Genomic DNA, 17,900 nt, shown 5'->3' with positions numbered 1-17,900 from the left:
TCAACCGTCCTCTGCGCGACTGCACCCGTCCCTGGCCTGCTCTAAGGTCCATGCGCAGGAGACACGCATGGACATCAACACCCCCACCCCGCCGCCCGAAGGCTGCATCAGCTGCGAAGTGCGCGGCCATGTGCTGCTGATCGGCATCAACCGTCCCGCCAAGCGCAACGGCTGGACGCCCCCCATGTTCCAGCAGCTGGCCGAGGCCTATACCCGGCTGGACGACGACCCGCAATTGCGCGTGGGCGTGCTGCATGCGTTCGGCAGCCATTTCACGGCGGGGCTGGACCTGCCGGTGATGGCGGAGTACCTGCGCTCGGGCAGGAAGGCCATCCCGCAAGGCCTGGTGGAGCCGCACGACTACGGCCTGGTCGGCTACCGGCGCCGCGCCAAGCCCATGGTGGTGGCGGTCAAGGGCATTTGCTTCACGGTGGGCATCGAGCTGATGCTGGGCGCCGACATCGTGGTCGCGGCCGATGACTGCCGCTTTTCCCAGCTGGAGGTGCAGCGCTGCATCATGCCCACGGGCGGCGCCACGCTGCGCATGGCCGAACGTGCGGGCGTGGGCAATGCCATGCTGCACCTGCTGACGGCCGACGAATTCGACAGCGCCGAGGCCTATCGCCTGAACTTCGTGCAGAAGGTGGTGCCGGCCGGCGAGGAGCTGGCCGAGGCGCTGCGCATTGCCGAGCGCATTGCCGCCCAGGCCCCGCAGGCCGTGGTGGCCACGCGGCTCAATGTGCTCAAGGCCATCGAGCTGGGCCAGGCCGCCGCCGTGGCCGACTTCATTCCCGTGCAGCAGCGCCTGGCCAGCAGCGAGGATGCGGCCGAGGGCGTGCGCTCCTTCATCGAAAAACGCCCCGCTCGCTTCACGGGCCGATAGGCCCCCTCGGTCCCTCGACCCCTGCGGATCTTCACCTTCCGATCCGAAGGGGTTTTTCAAATTAAGTTGTGCACAATTTAATTGACAGCAATAATTCAACCCATGCCCAGCAGCCCCCCCCTTCCTCTCGACAGCTCCGAGCTTCTGCGCCTGGACAACCAGGTCTGCTTCGCGCTGTACTCGGCATCGCTGGCCATGACCAAGCTGTACAAGCCCCTGCTCGATGGCATCGGCCTGACCTATCCGCAGTACCTGGTGATGCTGGTGCTGTGGGAGCGCGACGGCCTGACCGTGTCCGAGATCGGCGAACAGCTGTATCTGGATTCGGGCACGCTGACCCCGTTGCTTAAGCGCTTGGAAGGCGCGGGCCTGCTGGAGCGGGTGCGCGATGCGCAGGACGAGAGGCGCGTGCGCATCACGCTCACCCCGCAAGGCCGGGCGCTGCGCGATGCGGCTGAAAAGATTCCCGCCTGCGTGCTGCAGAGCACGCAGTGCACGCTGCCCGAGTTGCAGGCGCTGACGCAGCAACTGGGCGCACTGCGCCAGCGGCTGGTGCCGCGCCGCAGCGATTGACGACCACCCGCAGACGATTTCCTCCACCCGTCCGCACGCCGGACAACTTTGCAAAAGGAAGACACCATGGCCCAGCTCGAAAAAGTCCTGTACACCGCACGTGCCCACACCACCGGCGGCCGCGACGGCGCCTCGCGCACCGATGACGGACGCCTGGATGTGACCCTGTCCTCGCCGGGCACCAGCGGCACGGGCACCAACCCCGAGCAACTGTTCGCCGCCGGCTACTCGGCCTGCTTCATCGGCGCCATCAAGGCCGTGGCCGGCAAGCAGAAGATCAGCCTGCCCCAGGACCTGGCCATCGACGCCGAAGTGGACCTGGGCACCATCCCCAACGCCTACGGCATCGCCGCGCGCCTGAAGGTCAGCCTGCCCGGCATGGACAGGGCCGCCGCCCAGGCCCTGGTGGACGCGGCCCACCAGGTCTGCCCCTACTCCAACGCCACGCGCGGCAACATCGACGTGCAGATCACCCTGGCCTGATCAGGCCCAGTCCGGCCTCTGCAGCCAGTGCAGCCTGCGGCCCAGGAGGTCGTAGCGGGCGTGACAGGTCAACGGCCCGTGCAGCACATCGGCTGCATAGCTGACCAGCGCGATCTCGCCCACGGCGGCCTGCCAGTGCTCCTGCATTGGCAGGCCGCTCATCCATTGCAGCACCTGGTCACGGGGCCAGGCAGCGCTCCAGGCGCCCAGCGTCACATGGGGCACGTAGGGGCGCATCGCCTCGGTCAGCGCCAGCCCTGGCCCTGTCTGCGCGAGCACGCCATGCAGTCCGTGCAGCGTGCAGCCGTCCGGCCTGCCGTCGCGCACCTGAAGGTAGGGCGCCATCTCGAAACTTCCCCAGCCACCGAACTCCAGCTGCAGCGGCGCGGCCGGCAGGTGCTGCAGCGCGAGCAGGTCGCGCGACAGTTGCGCCGCGCCGTAGGCCTGCGGCAGTTGCGCACCGCCATCCAGAAAGCCCGCGGTGGCCAGGGTCACGTGCAGTTGCCGCTGGCAGTGCGGGACCAGCGCCGCGCCCAGCCAGCGGCGTGCCTGCGCACAGGCGGCTTGCACTGCGTCGCGCACAGGCGGGGCCAGCGCCTGCATCGTCACCACCCAGACCGCATAGCGGCCACGGCCGAGGTGCCAGGCGCTCCAGTCGTCGGATGGCCCGGCCGCACTGGCGATGGCATGGGATTGCAGGAAGTGGGGCAGCAGCGGCACGGCGGGCGGATCGGCGTTGTCGGGCGGACGCAAAGCTTAAGCCAGCCCGGCGACAATCTCCCCATGTCTGCCACACCATACGATCCTGATCTGAGTGCCGTCCCCGATGCCGGTTCGCACGCCTATGCCCGGCTTACGCCCGACGCCGTGCTCGACGCACTGGCCTCGGTCGGCCTGTGGGGCGATGGCCGGCTCACGGCCCTGGCCTCCTACGAAAACCGCGTCTACCAGGCCGTGCTGGAGGACGGCGAACGCGTGGTGCTGAAGTTCTACCGCCCGGGCCGCTGGAGCCGCGATCAGATCCTGGAGGAGCACGCCTTCAGCGCCGAGCTGACGGCCGCCGAAGTGCCTGCCGTGCCCCCGCTGGTGCTGGCAGGTGCCACGCTGCACAGCTACGCGGGCTTTGATTTCTCGGTCAGCCCCTGGCGCGGTGGCCGCCCGCCCGAGCTGGACGATTTCGAGGTGCTGGAGTGGACCGGGCGCTTCCTGGCCCGCATCCACACCGTGGGCGAAGCGCGCCCGTTTGTGCACCGGCCCGCGCTGGACCTGGCCACCTTCGGCCACGACTCCATGCAATGGCTGCTGGACCGGAAAATGATTCCGCTGGAGGTGGAATCCACCTGGAAAGCCGCCTGCCAGCGCGCCCTTGAGCTGATGGCACCCGCTGCCGACGGCCTGAGCGCAGCCGGCCACTTCGGCCTGCACAGCGCGCGCACGCTGCGCCTGCACGGCGACTGCCATCCCGGCAACGTGCTGTGGACGCCGCTGGACGACGAAGGCCATGGCGGCCCGCATTTCGTGGACCTGGACGATGCGCGCACGGGCCCGGCCGTGCAGGACCTGTGGATGCTGCTGTCGGGCGACCGCAGCCAGCGCACGCGCCAGCTGGGGGCCCTGCTGGATGGCTATGAGCAGTTCCGCCCCTTCGACCGACGCGAGCTGGCCCTGATCGAGCCGCTGCGCACGCTGCGCCTCATCCACTACAGCGCCTGGCTGGCGCGGCGCCAGGACGACCCGATCTTTGCCATCAACTTCCCCTGGTTCGGCACGCCCGACTACTGGCGCGGGCAGGTGGACATGCTCAACGAGCAGATCGAGGCGATGCAGGAAGAGCCTCTATACGCCTGAGGCCACCGGGACGCCTGCCTGCCGAAGACAGAGATCTTTACAAATTGTCCACACCCCCTGCGCCCTATCCAGGGCTGGGGGTTCCGGGGTATTCTCGGCCCGAAATCCCACCGGCCATGCCCTACTCCGCCTTCCCCCCTACGCTGCCCAACCCGCTACAGCCCTTGCCTGCCGGGCAGAAGGTGCTTGTGGTGGACGACGTCCCGGACAACGCCGCCATCATCTGCCAGGTGATCAAGGATCTGTGCAGCGTGCTCATGGCCCACACGGGCGAGGACGCGCTGACCCTGGCTCGCCAGTACCTGCCCGACCTCATCCTGCTGGACATCCGCATGCCCGAGATGGACGGCTTCGAGGTCTGCCGGCGCCTGAAGGCGGACCTGGAAACCGCCCACATCCCCGTCATCTTTCTCACGGCGCTGACCGAGCCCCATTGCGAGGAACTGGGACTGAACCTGGGCGCGGTGGATTTCGTGACCAAGCCCTTTCGCCCGCCCGTGCTCAAGGCGCGTGTGCGCACGCATCTGGAGATTGCACAGCAGCGCAAGATGCTGCAGCTGCTCTCGCACAGCGACGGGCTGACGGGCACGGCCAACCGGCGCTTTTTCGGCGCCCAGCTGGAGCGCGAGTTCATGCGCCTGCAGCGGCTGGGCGAGCCGCTGTCGCTGGTGATGATCGATGTGGACCACTTCAAGGCCTACAACGACCACTACGGCCATCTGGTCGGCGATGAATGCCTGAGCCAGCTGTCCCAGGCCATACAGGGCGCGCTGCACCGGCCTGGCGACCTGCTGGCGCGCTATGGCGGCGAGGAATTCGTCTGCCTGCTGCCCCATACGGCGCTGGACGGCGCGGTGCTGGTTGCGCAGGGCATCGTCGATGCGCTCAGGGCGCTGGACCTGCCCCACGCCGCATCGCCCCTGGGCCATGCGCTGACCGTCAGCCTGGGTGTGGCCAGCATGGCGCCTTCGCCCGACAACAGCGCCGACCAATTGCTGGCCGATGCCGACCGGCGCCTGTACCTCGCCAAGAACGCGGGCCGGGACCGTATCGTCTGGGCGGGATGAACCGAAACTCCCCCTGAGCGGCTGCCCTAGGCTGGGCCAGGCGCACCTTCCAGGGCGACGCATACGCTTAAGCGTTAGCAACGCCCGTCGACGCGGCAGGCCGGTACGACCTGACCGCTGGCGTCGCGCCATTGCAGCTGGCCGGCGGGGGTCTGGGAGGGCGCTGCAGGTGCGGGCTCCTGCGGTGTTTGGGTGGCGGAGCGCTGCGGGTCGTGCAGCACGGTGGACGAGCCCACGCCCACACCCACCCGCGCGCCGCCCACGCCCGTGGAGGCGCCCACGCCGGCGCTGCCCAGGACCTGGCCGCTCTGGTTGACGCCCACGCCAACGCCCAGCGGCCCCACGCCCGTGCCGACACCGGCGCTCAGCCCGCCGCTGCCCAGCCCGACGCCCACCGATACCGGGCCGACGGGAATGCCTATGCCCACGCCGCCGCCTACCGAGCCGCAACCGGCCAGCAGCAGCGCGCAGGCGGCAAGCGCGGCCCCAGCCGCCTTGCGCAATGGCGGGCAGGTGATGAAGGCGGTGGGTGGAACTGGCATGCCGGACTCTCAGGACAAGGGGAAAACACAGGGACGGCCACAGGGTACACCCGCCCGCCTGGCGCACGATGCCAGCGGTATGCCCGGGTGCATGCCAGGGGCTCGGAGGCGGCGAAACACCCAGGACACGCGGGTTTCTTAGAATTCACCCATTGGCCTGCGGGTCATTCCAGATTCCATGCGCTCCCGGACAGTGCCGCGGCGCCTCGGGGCGCAAGGCCTGCGCGGCGCCTCTTTCCCTCGCTTTCGTCTTCTTCGCGTTCCCTTTTTCTATGCAAACCCGTTGGCCGCCCTATGCGTGGGTGTGTTTTTCCATGTGCGTGGGTGTCATGGGCACGGCCCTGGCCAGCCCGCTGTACCCGCTGTACCAGCAGGCCTGGGGGCTGCAGCCCAGCCACATCACGCAGATCTTCGTGGCGTACATGTTCGGCGCGCTGGCCAGCCTGCTGTTCCTGGGCCGGCTGACCGACCGCTTCGGCTTTGTCGCCGTGCTGCGCGCCGGGCTGATCCTGATGACGCTGGGCGTGCTGGCCTCCACCGTGGCCTGGAACGTGCCCAGCTTTGCGCTGGGCCGCGTGGTGATCGGCGTGGCTTCGGGGCTGATCACCACCTCGGCCTCGGTGGGCATGACCCGGCTCAACAACCGGGGTGACCTGCAGCGTGCCGCGGCCACGACCAGCCTGACCATTGCCTTCGGCTTCGGGCTGGGCCCCGTGGTGGGCGGGCTGATCGCGCAGTGGCTGCCCTGGCCGCTGGTCACGGCCTATATCCCCTCGCTGGGGCTGGGCCTGCTGGCCATCTATGCGCTGTACCAGGTGCGCATTGCCGAGCCGGCGGAGCTGGCCTCCACCCAGGCACGTGCGCTGCACTGGCGTGATTTCATGCCCACCATCACCCTGCCCGAGCGCCGCTTTGCGCGCCACTACGCGCTGGGCGGCATGTGTGCGTTCTGCGCCTTCGGCATGTTCAGCCTGTTCGCATCGCTGGCGCCCAGCTTCATGCAGCGCATGGTGCCCTGGCATGGGCCGGCCGTTTCGGGCCTGTCCATCGGCGTGATCCTGTTCCTCTCGGCGGGCTTCCAGTACCTGGCGCGCCCGCGCCCGACCAAGGGCTCGGCCATTCTGGGCTTTGCCTGCCTGGTGGCCTGTAACCTCCTGCTGCTGGTCAACAGCTTTGCGGGCTCGGCCCTGCTGTTCGCGCTCAGCGTGATCGCCACGGCGGCGGGCCACGGCCTGTGCAATCTGGCGGGAATGTCCATCGTCAACAAGGTCTCGACACCGGCCACGCGCACGGGCCTGCTGTCCACCTACCTGGTGGTCGGCTACCTGGGCACCATCGTGCCCATCCTGGGCCTGGGCTGGCTTTCGGACCACATCGGCATCACCGAGGCCCTGGTCGCCTACTGCATCGTCATGGGCGTGCTGGCCGGCTGGCTGTGCTGGATGTGCACGCGCACGCCCACGCTGCCCATGCCCAAACACTAGGACCTGTTCACGCCCAAGCGCAGGCTGTTCAGCGAAAGTGCGGCCCCGGCCCGTCCTTGGCCAGGCAATCGCCGTCATTGCGCAGCGGGCAGACCTTGAGGGACAGGCAGCCGCAGCCAATGCAGCCGTCGATCTGGTCGCGCAGCTGGGTCAGCCCCTGGATGCGCGCATCCAGCGCATGGCGCCAGCGCGCGGACAGCGCGCTCCAATCGGCCTGCGTGGGTGTGCGGCCGCTGGGCAGGTCGTGCAGCGCCTCGGCAATCTCGGCCAGCGGCACGCCCATGCGCTGGGCCACCCTGATGACGGCCACGCGCCGCAGCACGGCACGCGCATAGCGGCGCTGGTTGCCGGGCGTGCGCAGGCTCTCGATCAGTCCCTGGCGCTCGTAGAAATGCAGGGCCGAGACGGAGATACCACTGCGCCGGGCCACTTCGCCCACGGAGAGGATGGCCGGCCCGTCATGGTCGGACGCGGTGACACCGGCAGAAGACAGATTCATGGCAGCAGGAAAATAGGCGCAGGAAAAATAGGTCCAAGCAGGCCTGCATTTGACCTCAACTTTGGTTGAGGTTTCACACTGGCAAGCCTCGCCGGTCCAGCCGGCGCACTTTCGGACTCCAGGCCCACCATGCAACACGACGCACTTCCAGCCGCCTCGGCACAGCCCGCCGCTTCCACGGCCCCGCAACTGCACCATCTGCAGCCCGCCGGTCTCTACGACGCCACGCCCAACGGCTACACCCATGTGGTCACCGTGCACGGGCCGGCGCAATGGGCCTTCGTCTCGGGCCAGGGCGGCGAGAACCAGGCGGGAGACCTGCCCGACAGCTTCGCGGACCAGGCGCAGCAGGCGCTGTCCAACCTCAAGCTGGCGCTGCAGGCGGCGGGCGCGGACATGGGCCAGGTGGTCAAGCTGACCCTGCTCATCGTGGACCACTCGGAGGCCCGCTTCAACGACTGGCAGGCCGCCGTGCGCCTGCATTGGGGAGATGGTTCCCCCGGCGATGGCGCCCCCAGCAATACCCTGCCGCGCTTTCCGGCCTGCACCCTGATCCCCGTGCCCCGGCTGGCCCTGCCCGGCATGCTGATCGAGGTCGATGCCGTGGCCGCACTGCCCGCCACCGCCCAGCCGGCGCGACCGCCGCTGTGGGTCTGAGCCATCCGCTTGCCACCCATCAGCAGATACCACAGGCATTCGTCCGATGAACAGATCCTCCCCGGCCCCCGCCCTGCCCTCGCCGCCCATGCAGGCCACCGCCGCGCCCGTGCTGCCCCAGAGCACCCTGCTGCTCATGGCCACGGCCTGCGGCCTGTGCGCGGGCGCCAACTACTTCAACCAGCCGCTGCTGCACTCCATCGCCATCGACCTGGGCATCAGCGAGGCGCGTGCCTCGCTGACGGTGACCATGGCCCAGGTCTCCTATGCGCTGGGACTGCTGCTGCTCGTGCCGCTGGGCGACATGCTGGAACGCCGCCGCCTGGTGCTGGGCCTGATGCTGCTGGCCGCGCTGGGCATGCTGGCCAGCGGCATGGCGCACAGCTTTGCGCTGCTGGCGGCGGGCACGCTGATGACGGGGCTGTTCTCGGTCGCGGCCCAGGTGCTGGTGCCCATGGCGGCCAGCTTTGCGGCGCCCGGCGCCAGCGGGCGCGCCGTGGGCCTGGTCATGAGCGGGCTGCTGATCGGCATCCTGGCCTCGCGCAGCGTGGCCGGCGTGCTCTCGGACCTGGGCGGCTGGAATGCCGTGTACTGGGTCGGTGCCCTGGCCACGGCCGGCGTGGCCCTGCTGCTGCGGCGCGCGCTGCCGCTGGCGCAGCCGGCCCAGCGCATCGGCTATGGCGCGGTGATGCGCTCCCTGCTCACGCTGGCGCGCGAGCAGCCGCGCCTGCGCAGCCGGGCGCTGATCGGCGGCATGGGCTTTGCCACGGTGAGCGTGCTGTTCTCCACCATGGCGCTGCTGCTGGCCGGGCCGGGCTACGGGTTCGGCGATGCGCAGATCGGCCTCATCGGCCTGGTCGGCGTGGCCGGCGCCCTCATGGCCAACATGGCCGGCCGGCTGGCCGACCGGGGGCTGGAGCAGCGCACCACGCTGGCCGGCGGCCTGCTCATGCTGGCGGGCTGGGGGGCGCTATGGCTGGGCGGCACCAGCCTGTGGTGGTTCCTGGCGGGGCTGCTCATCGTCGATGCTGCGCTGCAGGCCCTGCACATCAGCAACCAGAACGTGATCTACGCGCTGGCGCCTTCGGCGCGATCGCGCATCAATGCGGTCTACATGACGGGGTACTTCATCGGCGCCTCGCTGGGCTCAGCCGTGGGCTCGACGGTGTGGCTGCACTGGGGATGGACGGGTGCCGGCGTTGCAGGCCTGGCCCTGAGCCTGTGCACGCTGGCCGTGGTCGCCTGGGACAGAAGCCTGGCGCGCCAAGCCAAGGCACGGGCGTAGGGCATCGCACCAACCTGCGGCACGGCGGCGCAGGAATGCACCGCAAGCGTGCCGCATTCCGCCCCGCGCATGGCAGCGCACGCACCAATCCGATGCACCAGCGCACCAGCAGGGCGCAGCCGCCACTGCACCGGATTGGCACGCTAAATGCATGACGGAAGGCCGTTACCACCCACACGCCCTGTACCGTCCGCCCCGCCCATGTCCGCAGCGCTACCGATCACCGCCGTGCCCACGTCCGCCTCGGGCTGGCAGGCCATGCTGGAGCTGCGCTTCGGGCACCGCGCCGGCCAGGGCAGCGTGCTTTCCCACGCACGCCACAGCGGCCCGCTGCGCGTGCAAAAGCCGCTGCACCCCGAAGGCCCCGGCATCTGCCATGCCGTGCTGCTGCATCCGCCCGGCGGCGTGGCCGGCGGCGACCAGTTGCAGATCGATGTGACCGTGGAGCCCGGCGCCCACGCCCTGCTGACCACGCCAGGCGCCACGCGCTGGTACAAGTCCCAGGGCCGCCCGGCCGCGCAGCGCGTGCGGCTGCGCGTGGAAGAAGGCGCCATCCTGGAATGGCTGCCGCAGGAAAACATGCTGTTTGCCGGTGCCGACGCCACCATGGCGCTGGACCTGGAGCTTGCGCCGGGCGCGCGCGCCATCGGCTGGGACGCCACGGTGCTGGGCCGCTATGGCGCAGGCGAGCACTGGAACCATGCCGACGCACCGCCTGCGCGGCTACAGCTTCACAACCGGCTGACCCATGCGGGCCTGCCACTGTGGCTGGAACAGGGCGAGCTGCACTGCGGCCATGCCCTGCTGTCCAGCCCGGTTGCCTGGGCAGGCTTGCCCATACAGGCCAGCCTCTGGGCCGTGGCCCCGGAACCCCTGGCGGCCATGGAGCCATTGAGCGAGCAACTGGCCGCCAGCCTGCCCTGGAGCGACGAAGTGCGCGCCGGCGCCAGCCTGCTGGCCGGCCAGGGCGGCGCGCCCTCGGTGCTGCTGCTGCGCGTGCTTGCCCGCCGCATGGAGGCGGCACGGGCCGTGCTGCATGAAGGCTGGCGCCTGCTGCGCCCCGCACTGCTGGACATGCCTGCCCGCCCTCCCCGCCTCTGGGCCACCTGATCAACGGAGACTCATCCATGGAACTCACCCCGCGTGAAAAAGACAAGCTGCTGCTGTTCACCGCAGCCCTGGTGGCCGAGCGGCGCAAGGCGCGCGGCCTGAAGCTCAACTACCCCGAGGCCGTGGCGCTGATCAGCGCCGCCGTGCTGGAGTGGGCGCGCGACGGCAGGACCGTGGCCGAGCTCATGCACCTGGGCACCACGGTGCTGACGCGCGCCGATGTGATGGAGGGCATTCCAGAAATGATCCCGGACATCCAGGTCGAAGCCACTTTCCCGGACGGCACCAAGCTGGTCACCGTTCATCACCCAATAGTTTGACCCCCTGAGCGGCTACGCCGCTTCCCCCAAGGGGGACGGCGCCATCGCTGCGGGGCGGCGCGGCCAGCTTAGGCCCTTGCTGGGCACCCCCAACCAGCCCGCTGCATCCGCTTGTGCCGTGGGCAGATCCAGTCTCGATAGCGATCAAGGAGATCTCCATGTTCAGATTCCGCAACACTTTCAACTACCTGCTCGCCCCGGCCCTGCTGGCCGCCGCCACGGCTGCCAGCGCCCATACGGGGGCCGGCGCCCACCTGCATGCCGGCGACGGCGCCATGCAGGCCCTGATGGCCGGGCTGTCCCATCCCATTGCGGGCCTGGACCATCTGCTGGCCATGCTGGCGCTGGGCCTGTGGTGCGGGCTGATGCTCCAGCGCCAGTGGCTGCCGCCCGTGGCCTTTGCCGCATGCATGGCGCTGGGCCTGGCGCTGACGCAGACCCCGCTGGAGCTGCCGGCCGTCGAGCCCATGGTGGCCGCCTCGCTGCTGGCCTTCGGCCTGCTGCTGGTGGCCCAGCGCCGCCTGCCCGTGGCCCTGGCCATGGTGCTGGCCGGCGCCTTCGCGCTGTTCCACGGATACGCGCATGGCGAGGTCTTCCCCCACGCGCTGCCCGCAGCCGTGTTCTGGGCCTACATGGCGGGCATGGTCGCCACCACGCTGGTGCTGCATGCGCTGGGCGTGGCCTTTGGCCGGGCCATGCGCGGCGGCACGGCATCGGCCTGGGCCGCACGCCTGGCCGGCGTGGCCGCCATGGGCTATGGCGCAGCAGCCCTGGCAGGCTGAGCGCGGGAGCCGCACATGACCGAGCGCATCACCCCCGGCGAACTGCTGGCCGAGCCCGGCGAGATCCTGCTGAACGCAGGCCGGCCCGTGCAGACCCTCACGGTCACCAACACCGGCGACCGGCCCGTGCAGGTGGGCTCGCACTTTCACTTCTTCGAGGTCAACGAGGCCCTGCACTTCGACCGCGCCGCCGCACGCGGCTGGCGGCTGAACATCGCGGCCGGCACGGCCGTGCGCTTCGAGCCGGGCCAGGAACGCACGGTGGAACTGGTGGAAATCTCCGGCGACCGCATCATCTATGGCTTCAACGCCAAGGTGATGGGCAGGCTTTGAAGTACCCCCTGAGCGGCTACGCCGCTTCCCCCTCTCTCGCTTCGCGGGAGGGGGACGACACCCTCGGTGCGGGGCGGCCCTTCCTCGGTGTCCCCGGGTTGGACCACGCCGGTTTTAAGTACAACGAGCAACGCATAGCGTCGTAGACAACAGAAAGGGAATGCTATGGCAAGCATCACGCGCCAGGCCTATGCCGAGATGTTCGGCCCCACCGTGGGCGACCGCCTGCGGCTGGCCGACACGGCCCTGGTCATCGAGATCGAGAAGGACCACACGATCTACGGCGAAGAGGTCAAGTTCGGCGGCGGCAAGGTCATCCGCGACGGCATGGGCCAGAGCCAGCGCATGGCCGCCGACTGCGCCGACACCGTCATCACCAATGCCGTGATCATCGACCACTGGGGCATCGTCAAGGCCGACATCGCCATCAAGAACGGGCTGATCGCAGGCATAGGCAAGGCCGGCAACCCGGACATGCAGCCGGGCGTGACCATCGTCATCGGCCCCGGCACGGAAATCATTGCGGGCGAGGGCATGATCGTCACGGCCGGTGGCATCGACACGCACATCCACTTCATCTGCCCGCAGCAGATCGACGAGGCGCTGACCAGCGGCGTGACCACCATGATCGGCGGCGGCACGGGCCCGGCCACGGGCACCTTCGCCACCACGGTCACGCCCGGCCCCTGGCACATGGAGCGCATGCTGCAGGCCGTGGACGGCTACCCCATGAACATCGGCCTGCTGGGCAAGGGCAACGCCAGCCAGGCCGCGCCGCTGCGCGAGCAGATCGCGGCAGGCGCCATCGGCCTGAAGCTGCACGAGGACTGGGGATCGACGCCCGCCGCCATCGACTGCTGCCTGGGCGTGGCTGACGAGACCGACACCCAGGTCGCCATCCACACCGACACGCTCAACGAGGGCGGCTTCGTCGAGGCCACGGTGGCCGCCTTCAAGGGCCGCACCATCCACACCTACCACACCGAAGGCGCGGGCGGCGGCCACGCGCCCGACATCATCAAGGTCTGCGGCGAGGCCAACGTGCTGCCCTCGTCCACCAACCCCACGCGGCCCTACACGGTGAACACGCTGGACGAGCACCTGGACATGCTCATGGTCTGCCACCACCTGGACGCCTCGATTGCCGAGGACATCGCCTTCGCCGAAAGCCGCATCCGCCGCGAGACCATCGCCGCCGAGGACGTGCTGCACGACCTGGGCGCCTTCTCCATGATCTCCAGCGACAGCCAGGCCATGGGCCGCGTGGGCGAGGTCGTGCTGCGCACCTGGCAGACCGCGCACAAGATGAAGGTCCAGCGCGGCAGCCTGCCGGGCGACAACGCGCGCCACGACAACTTCCGTGTCAAGCGCTACGTGGCCAAGTACACCATCAACCCCGCACGCACGCATGGCATCGCCCATGTCGTGGGCTCGGTCGAGGTCGGCAAGCTGGCCGACCTGGTGCTGTGGCGGCCTGCGTTCTTCGGCGTCAAGCCCAGCCTCATCCTCAAGGGTGGCAGCATCGCCAGCGCCGCCATGGGCGACCCCAACGCCAGCATCCCCACGCCCCAGCCCGTGCACTACCGCCCCATGTTCGCGGGCCAGGGCAGCGGCGTGGCGGCGGCCAGCCTCACCTTCGTCTCGCAGGCCGCCCAGCAGGCCGGCGTGGCCGACCGCTACGGCCTGCGCAAGCGCACCGTGGCCGTGGAAAACTGCCGCAGCGTCAGCAAGCGCGACATGGTGCACAACGACTGGCAGCCCGACATCAGCGTCGATCCCGAGACCTACCAGGTCGTGGCCGACGGCCAGCTGCTGACCTGCGAGCCCGCCACCGATCTGCCGATGGCGCAGCGGTATTTTCTTTTTTAAGGGGGAGCAATGGGGTCAGCGGGGCAAGGGCGCACTGTGCTCACGTATCCAGAGGGCGAACCCGGCCTCGTCCAGTTCGCCTGCGGCCAAGGCCACCATGGTCAGCACACAGGACTCGTCACCCGCCGTCAATTCCCAGCCATTGAGATGGAGAAACAGCTCGGTCGCCACAAAGGCTGTGCGTTTATTGCCATCCGCAAAGGGATGGTTGCGCGCGATGCCAAAGCCATAGCTGGCTGCCAGCTCGGCCGCATCAGGCGCCCCATAAGCGGCCAGATGGCGTGGCCTGGCCAGGGCGGATGCCAGCAACCCGGCATCACGCACGCCCGCCGGGCCACCATGCTCGGTCAGTTGCTCTTCGTGAACAGCCAGCATGACGGCCTCGCTGAGCCAGACCCAAACCTGCATGTTCCCGGTCATTTCGCCAGCTCACGCAAAACACCACGCCGCTTTTTCATGATCAGGCGCGCTGCATCCATCTGCTGCCCGAAGTCCTCGTCATACGGAGAAAGCTTGATGCCACCGTCGGCAACCTCGGTCAGATACACCGTGTCGCCTTTGCCCAGGTTCAGCTTCGCCAGAATCTCCTTGGGCAGGATCAAGCCCACGGAATTGCCGACCTGGGTGAGTTTGAGAGTGGTCATGATGGAATCTCCAGGGAAGTCATTGACTTCGCAATGTTATAACGAACGTTAATACGAAACAATTCATGCTCACCGTCAACAAACACATGCCCCAGGGCGGCGGCCTTGCCGCCGTGCTGGTCAGGCGCGCCGCCACGCTGGAACTGGACTGGGACATGCGCCAGAAGAGCCGCTTTGCGGCCATCGATTCCACGGGGCGCGAGCTGGCCGTGGTGCTGGCGCGCGGCAGCGTGCTGCGCGGCGGCGACGTGCTGGTGGCCGAGGATGGCAGCCTGGTCGCCGTGCGCGCGGCGCCCCAGGCGGTGTTGCGCGTGACGGCGGCCACGCCACTGGGCCTGCTGCGTGCGGCCTACCACTTGGGCAACCGGCATATCCCGGTGGAGGTCACGCCCACGCACCTGCACCTGGAAAACGACCCCGTGCTGCACGACATGCTGCTGCGCCTGGGTGCGCAGGTGGCCCTGGTGGATGCGCCCTTCGAGCCCGAGGCCGGCGCCTATGGCGGCGGCCACCGCCACGGCCATGACGCCAGCTTTGCCGAGGACCAGGCGCTGGCGCAGAGCGTGTATGCGCTGCATGACCATGGGCACGCACACGGCCATTCCCACGAACATTCACACGATCATTCCCACGGGCATGAACATGGCCACGAACACAGCCATGACCATGACCATGATCACAAAGGCTGCTGCGGACACGGGCACGGCCACGACCATCCTCATGGCTGACCTGTCGATGCAGGGCCTGTGCGCCCTGCTGCACCTGGCATCGCCCCAGCTGCCCGTGGGCGGCTTCAGCTATTCGCAGGGGCTGGAGGCCGCCATCGAGCACGGCCTGGTCACGGATGCCGGCACGGCGCGCACCTGGATTGCCGATGCGCTGGCCCACGGCTTTGCACGCTGCGAGGCGCCGCTGTGGCTGCTGCTGCGCCGGGCCTGGAGCGCAGGCGACGAGGGGGTGGTGCGCGAATGGAACCAGTGGTTCATTGCCAGCCGCGACAGCCGCGAGGCCCGTGCCGAGACACTGCAGATGGGCTGGTCGCTGCACAGCCTGCTGCGCTCCGTGCCCTGGGGCGGCGAGGCCTTTGCGCCCCGCATCGCACAACTGGGCGCCCTTGTGGAGGGGCCGGGCCTGGCCTATCCCACGGCCTTTGCCTGTGCCTGCGCCGCCGTGGATGCCGACGAGGACCATGCCCTGCTGGCCTATGGCTTTGCCTGGCTGGAGAACCAGGTGGCCGCCGCCATCAAGGCCGTGCCGCTGGGCCAGGTGGCGGGCCAGAGCCTGCTGCTGGCCCTGCATCCGCTGCTGGAGCAGGCCGTGGGCGAGGCACGCCGCCGCGCCAGCGATACGCCGCCCCGGCTGGACACCATGCTGCCCCAATGGAGCGTGCTGCAGGCACGGCACGAACACCAGTACTCCCGGCTCTTCCGGTCCTGATCACTCACCCCAAGTCCACCATGAACACCCGCACCAAGAAACTCCCCCCGCTGCGCGTCGGCATCGGCGGCCCGGTCGGCTCCGGCAAGACCACGCTGCTGGAGATGCTGTGCAAGGCCATGCGCGCCCACTACGACCTGGTGGTCATCACCAACGACATCTACACCAAGGAAGACCAGCGCCTGCTGACGGTGGCCGAGGCCCTGCCGCCCGAACGCATCATGGGCGTGGAGACCGGCGGCTGCCCGCACACGGCCATCCGCGAGGACGCCTCCATCAACCTCGAGGCCGTGGACCGCATGCTGCGCCAGTTCCCCGAGGCGGACATCGTCTTCATCGAAAGCGGCGGCGACAACCTGGCCGCCACCTTCAGCCCCGAGCTGTCGGACCTGACCATCTACGTGATCGACGTGGCCGGCGGCGAGAAGATTCCGCGCAAGGGCGGCCCCGGCATCACCAAGAGCGATCTGCTGGTGGTCAACAAGACCGACCTGGCGCCCTACGTGGGCGCCAACCTGTCCATCATGGAAGCCGACACGCAGCGCATGCGCGCCCACAAGCCCTATGTGATGGGCAGCGTGAAAAGCGGCAAGGGTCTGCGCGAGGTGATCGACTTCATCACCGAGCGCGGCCTGCTGCCGCCCATGCCCGCTCAGGCCTGAAGACGGCCGCGCACGGCCTTCAGCGCTGCGGCGTGCCGCTGGTGGCCTTGGCCTTGGGCAGGGTGGCTGCGCTGCTGGAGGACACCAGCGGGTGGCCGGTGGAGGTGGCGGCGCCATCGGTCTGGCGCCAGGCCGAGGGCTTGGGCGCCACCATGGGCTGGGGCGCGGCGGCAGGCGCCCGGCTGCGGTTCCAGGCCGGCAGCAGCACGCGGCGCACAAAGCCCATGTCCAGCGCCAGCCACAGCAGCACCGGGCACAGCGTGGGCACCATCAGCCCGCCCATCTGGTAGGCGTAGACGATGGCCTCCAGCTGCCATGTCTGTATGCCCAGCACGTTGAGGTCAAGCCGGGCCGCAAGGCACAGCTGCATCAGCACCTGCGAGACCACGCTGAAGGTCTGCAAGGGCAGCAGCGCCACATAGCCCACCAGGATGCGCCACCACCGGCCCGGCCCCCAGGCCGCCAGCAGCATGGCCACCAGCACCGGCAGGCCGTAGCCGTAGCGGGCGGGATCGACCTCGACAATGGCCTCGGCGCGGCGCCAGCCGGTCTGCTCGTTCGATACCTGGACCGAGGAATTGACGACCAGGTTGCGGGGCGTCTCCAGGTCCACGCGCTGCACCCAGCCGTTGGCGGCGTTCTCCAGCACCCACTTGCTCATGCCGGACACCGGCACGGCCAGCCAGCCGGCCGCCAGCGTCCAGGCCAGGGTCAGCACCACGATGCCGCCCATGGCCAGGCCCGCGAAGCGCGAGATGGGATTGCGTCCGATCATGGCCTGCTCCTCAGGCGACCACGGCGGCGGAAGCTGCAGCGGCGGGCGGCAGCGGCGGCTGGCCGCCGTCATCGTGCGACGGAGCCTTGCGGCCGCTCCAGCGCACCCACAGCAGCCAGAACACCAGCACGTCCAGCATGATCAGCGCCTGCCAGAGGTACTCATGCGCGAAGTTGAAGGCCGTGGTGCTCCACTGGCCCAGGTAGAACAGGCTGATGACGCGCAGCACGTTGATGGCCTGCACGGCCACGAAGCCGGCCAGCAGGCCCACCAGCTTCTGGCGCCATGACGAGGGGAAGGCCATCACGGCGGCAAACAGCACGATGTAGGCCTCCAGGCCGTTGCAGCCGGCCTCGATGGAGACGCCGAAGCCCGTGGCCGTGTTCCACAGCACCTTGCCCGTGGCCGAGGCCGTGCTGTCGAACCAGGTCACCAGCGAGGCGCAGATGTGCGCCAGGAAGGCCGTCCAGGGCAGCACGATGTGCTGCTGCACCCAACTGAGCAGGTTCAGCCCGAACATCGTCAGCTGGATGGCCAGAAAGATCAGAAAGAAACGCAGCATGGCAGGTCTTGGAGTGTTGGTTGCCGGGCTTGCGACCTGGCGGTTGCGAAACAGTGTCCCTCTATAGGCTCGCATTATCTTCGGA

Annotated in this window: 23 protein-coding genes; 16 read left to right on the top strand and 7 right to left on the bottom strand. The window is 69.0% G+C overall.

Features of this window, described 5'->3' with window-relative positions; genetic code table 11:
* Nucleotides 1-67: 67 nt before the first annotated feature.
* From ACN20X_RS05940 to ACN20X_RS05930, 3 genes are all read left to right on the top strand, one after another.
* Complete coding sequence (locus ACN20X_RS05940; RefSeq protein ID WP_047218472.1) at nucleotides 68-883, top strand: crotonase/enoyl-CoA hydratase family protein; 816 nt, start codon at nucleotides 68-70, stop codon at nucleotides 881-883.
* A 102-nt stretch (nucleotides 884-985) separates the two neighbouring features.
* A complete protein-coding gene (locus ACN20X_RS05935) occupies nucleotides 986-1,456 on the top strand; it encodes a MarR family winged helix-turn-helix transcriptional regulator (RefSeq protein ID WP_016451895.1) in 471 nt (156 codons plus the stop codon).
* A 66-nt stretch (nucleotides 1,457-1,522) separates the two neighbouring features.
* Nucleotides 1,523-1,939 carry an organic hydroperoxide resistance protein gene (locus ACN20X_RS05930; RefSeq protein ID WP_016451896.1) on the top strand — a complete coding sequence of 139 codons (417 nt, stop codon included), beginning with the start codon at nucleotides 1,523-1,525 and terminating at the stop codon, nucleotides 1,937-1,939.
* On the opposite strand, the gene ACN20X_RS05925 is transcribed toward ACN20X_RS05930, so the two are convergent.
* Complete coding sequence (locus tag ACN20X_RS05925) at nucleotides 1,940-2,692, bottom strand: 2'-5' RNA ligase family protein (RefSeq protein WP_017407204.1); 753 nt, start codon at nucleotides 2,690-2,692, stop codon at nucleotides 1,940-1,942. It abuts the gene before it with no gap.
* A gap of 30 nt (nucleotides 2,693-2,722) precedes the next feature.
* Between ACN20X_RS05925 and ACN20X_RS05920 the strand changes: the two genes are divergently transcribed.
* Nucleotides 2,723-3,787: a serine/threonine protein kinase gene (locus ACN20X_RS05920; protein WP_016446558.1), complete on the top strand. Its 1,065-nt coding sequence runs from the start codon at nucleotides 2,723-2,725 to the stop codon at nucleotides 3,785-3,787.
* Nucleotides 3,788-3,903: 116 nt separating this feature from the next.
* Nucleotides 3,904-4,854, top strand: a complete 951-nt coding sequence (locus ACN20X_RS05915; RefSeq protein WP_016446559.1) for a diguanylate cyclase — start codon at nucleotides 3,904-3,906, stop codon at nucleotides 4,852-4,854.
* Nucleotides 4,855-4,928: 74 nt separating this feature from the next.
* Here the strand turns inward: ACN20X_RS05915 and ACN20X_RS05910 are convergent, their stop codons facing one another.
* Nucleotides 4,929-5,396 carry a hypothetical protein gene (locus tag ACN20X_RS05910; protein ID WP_016446560.1) on the bottom strand — a complete coding sequence of 156 codons (468 nt, stop codon included), beginning with the start codon at nucleotides 5,394-5,396 and terminating at the stop codon, nucleotides 4,929-4,931.
* 272 nt (nucleotides 5,397-5,668) lie between these two features.
* Between ACN20X_RS05910 and ACN20X_RS05905 the strand changes: the two genes are divergently transcribed.
* Nucleotides 5,669-6,880, top strand: coding sequence for an MFS transporter (locus ACN20X_RS05905; RefSeq protein WP_438831761.1), 1,212 nt, complete (start codon nucleotides 5,669-5,671; stop codon nucleotides 6,878-6,880).
* Between the two features lie 28 nt (nucleotides 6,881-6,908).
* Here the strand turns inward: ACN20X_RS05905 and soxR are convergent, their stop codons facing one another.
* Nucleotides 6,909-7,379, bottom strand: a complete 471-nt coding sequence (soxR, locus tag ACN20X_RS05900; protein WP_473210372.1) for a redox-sensitive transcriptional activator SoxR — start codon at nucleotides 7,377-7,379, stop codon at nucleotides 6,909-6,911.
* A gap of 129 nt (nucleotides 7,380-7,508) precedes the next feature.
* Between soxR and ACN20X_RS05895 the strand changes: the two genes are divergently transcribed.
* From ACN20X_RS05895 to ureC, 7 genes are all read left to right on the top strand, one after another.
* The gene (locus tag ACN20X_RS05895; RefSeq protein WP_061287165.1) at nucleotides 7,509-8,036 is read left to right on the top strand and encodes a RidA family protein; all 528 of its coding nucleotides are present in this window, start codon (nucleotides 7,509-7,511) and stop codon (nucleotides 8,034-8,036) included.
* Nucleotides 8,037-8,082: 46 nt separating this feature from the next.
* Nucleotides 8,083-9,321 carry an MFS transporter gene (locus tag ACN20X_RS05890; RefSeq protein WP_016446564.1) on the top strand — a complete coding sequence of 413 codons (1,239 nt, stop codon included), beginning with the start codon at nucleotides 8,083-8,085 and terminating at the stop codon, nucleotides 9,319-9,321.
* Between the two features lie 201 nt (nucleotides 9,322-9,522).
* A complete protein-coding gene (locus ACN20X_RS05885) occupies nucleotides 9,523-10,431 on the top strand; it encodes an urease accessory protein UreD (RefSeq protein ID WP_047218479.1) in 909 nt (302 codons plus the stop codon).
* A 17-nt stretch (nucleotides 10,432-10,448) separates the two neighbouring features.
* A complete protein-coding gene (locus tag ACN20X_RS05880) occupies nucleotides 10,449-10,751 on the top strand; it encodes an urease subunit gamma (protein ID WP_012203116.1) in 303 nt (100 codons plus the stop codon).
* 158 nt (nucleotides 10,752-10,909) lie between these two features.
* On the top strand, nucleotides 10,910-11,533 hold the full coding sequence (locus tag ACN20X_RS05875) for a HupE/UreJ family protein (protein WP_473210371.1): 624 nt from the start codon (nucleotides 10,910-10,912) through the stop codon (nucleotides 11,531-11,533).
* Nucleotides 11,534-11,560: 27 nt separating this feature from the next.
* Nucleotides 11,561-11,866, top strand: a complete 306-nt coding sequence (locus tag ACN20X_RS05870; RefSeq protein WP_198818700.1) for an urease subunit beta — start codon at nucleotides 11,561-11,563, stop codon at nucleotides 11,864-11,866.
* Between the two features lie 165 nt (nucleotides 11,867-12,031).
* Entirely contained in the window at nucleotides 12,032-13,735 is a 1,704-nt protein-coding gene (gene ureC / locus ACN20X_RS05865) for an urease subunit alpha (protein ID WP_473210370.1), read from the top strand.
* 15 nt (nucleotides 13,736-13,750) lie between these two features.
* Here ureC and ACN20X_RS05860 read toward each other — a convergent pair whose 3' ends face one another.
* The gene (locus tag ACN20X_RS05860) at nucleotides 13,751-14,155 is read right to left on the bottom strand and encodes a type II toxin-antitoxin system death-on-curing family toxin (RefSeq protein WP_034366858.1); all 405 of its coding nucleotides are present in this window, start codon (nucleotides 14,153-14,155) and stop codon (nucleotides 13,751-13,753) included.
* The gene (locus ACN20X_RS05855) at nucleotides 14,152-14,379 is read right to left on the bottom strand and encodes an AbrB/MazE/SpoVT family DNA-binding domain-containing protein (RefSeq protein ID WP_016446570.1); all 228 of its coding nucleotides are present in this window, start codon (nucleotides 14,377-14,379) and stop codon (nucleotides 14,152-14,154) included. Before ACN20X_RS05855 ends, ACN20X_RS05860 begins: the two co-directional genes overlap by 4 nt.
* 65 nt (nucleotides 14,380-14,444) lie before the next feature.
* Here ACN20X_RS05855 and ureE point away from each other — a divergent pair, with 65 nt between their 5' ends.
* The 3 genes from ureE to ureG are packed head-to-tail and all read left to right on the top strand — an operon-like array spanning nucleotide 14,445 to nucleotide 16,478.
* On the top strand, nucleotides 14,445-15,107 hold the full coding sequence (ureE, locus tag ACN20X_RS05850) for an urease accessory protein UreE (protein ID WP_209799123.1): 663 nt from the start codon (nucleotides 14,445-14,447) through the stop codon (nucleotides 15,105-15,107).
* Nucleotides 15,100-15,816, top strand: coding sequence for an urease accessory protein UreF (locus tag ACN20X_RS05845; protein WP_473210804.1), 717 nt, complete (start codon nucleotides 15,100-15,102; stop codon nucleotides 15,814-15,816). The genes ureE and ACN20X_RS05845 overlap by 8 nt, the downstream gene beginning before the upstream one ends.
* 20 nt (nucleotides 15,817-15,836) lie before the next feature.
* Complete coding sequence (ureG, locus tag ACN20X_RS05840) at nucleotides 15,837-16,478, top strand: urease accessory protein UreG (protein ID WP_016446573.1); 642 nt, start codon at nucleotides 15,837-15,839, stop codon at nucleotides 16,476-16,478.
* Nucleotides 16,479-16,497: 19 nt separating this feature from the next.
* On the opposite strand, the gene ACN20X_RS05835 is transcribed toward ureG, so the two are convergent.
* Nucleotides 16,498-17,253 carry an exosortase H-associated membrane protein gene (locus tag ACN20X_RS05835; RefSeq protein WP_016446574.1) on the bottom strand — a complete coding sequence of 252 codons (756 nt, stop codon included), beginning with the start codon at nucleotides 17,251-17,253 and terminating at the stop codon, nucleotides 16,498-16,500.
* Nucleotides 17,254-17,263: 10 nt separating this feature from the next.
* Nucleotides 17,264-17,815 carry an exosortase H gene (xrtH, locus tag ACN20X_RS05830; protein WP_016446575.1) on the bottom strand — a complete coding sequence of 184 codons (552 nt, stop codon included), beginning with the start codon at nucleotides 17,813-17,815 and terminating at the stop codon, nucleotides 17,264-17,266.
* Nucleotides 17,816-17,900: the final 85 nt, after the last annotated feature.

This window comes from Delftia sp. PX-1, assembly GCF_055797465.1.
This window is presented reverse-complemented; position numbering and strand designations above follow the sequence as displayed.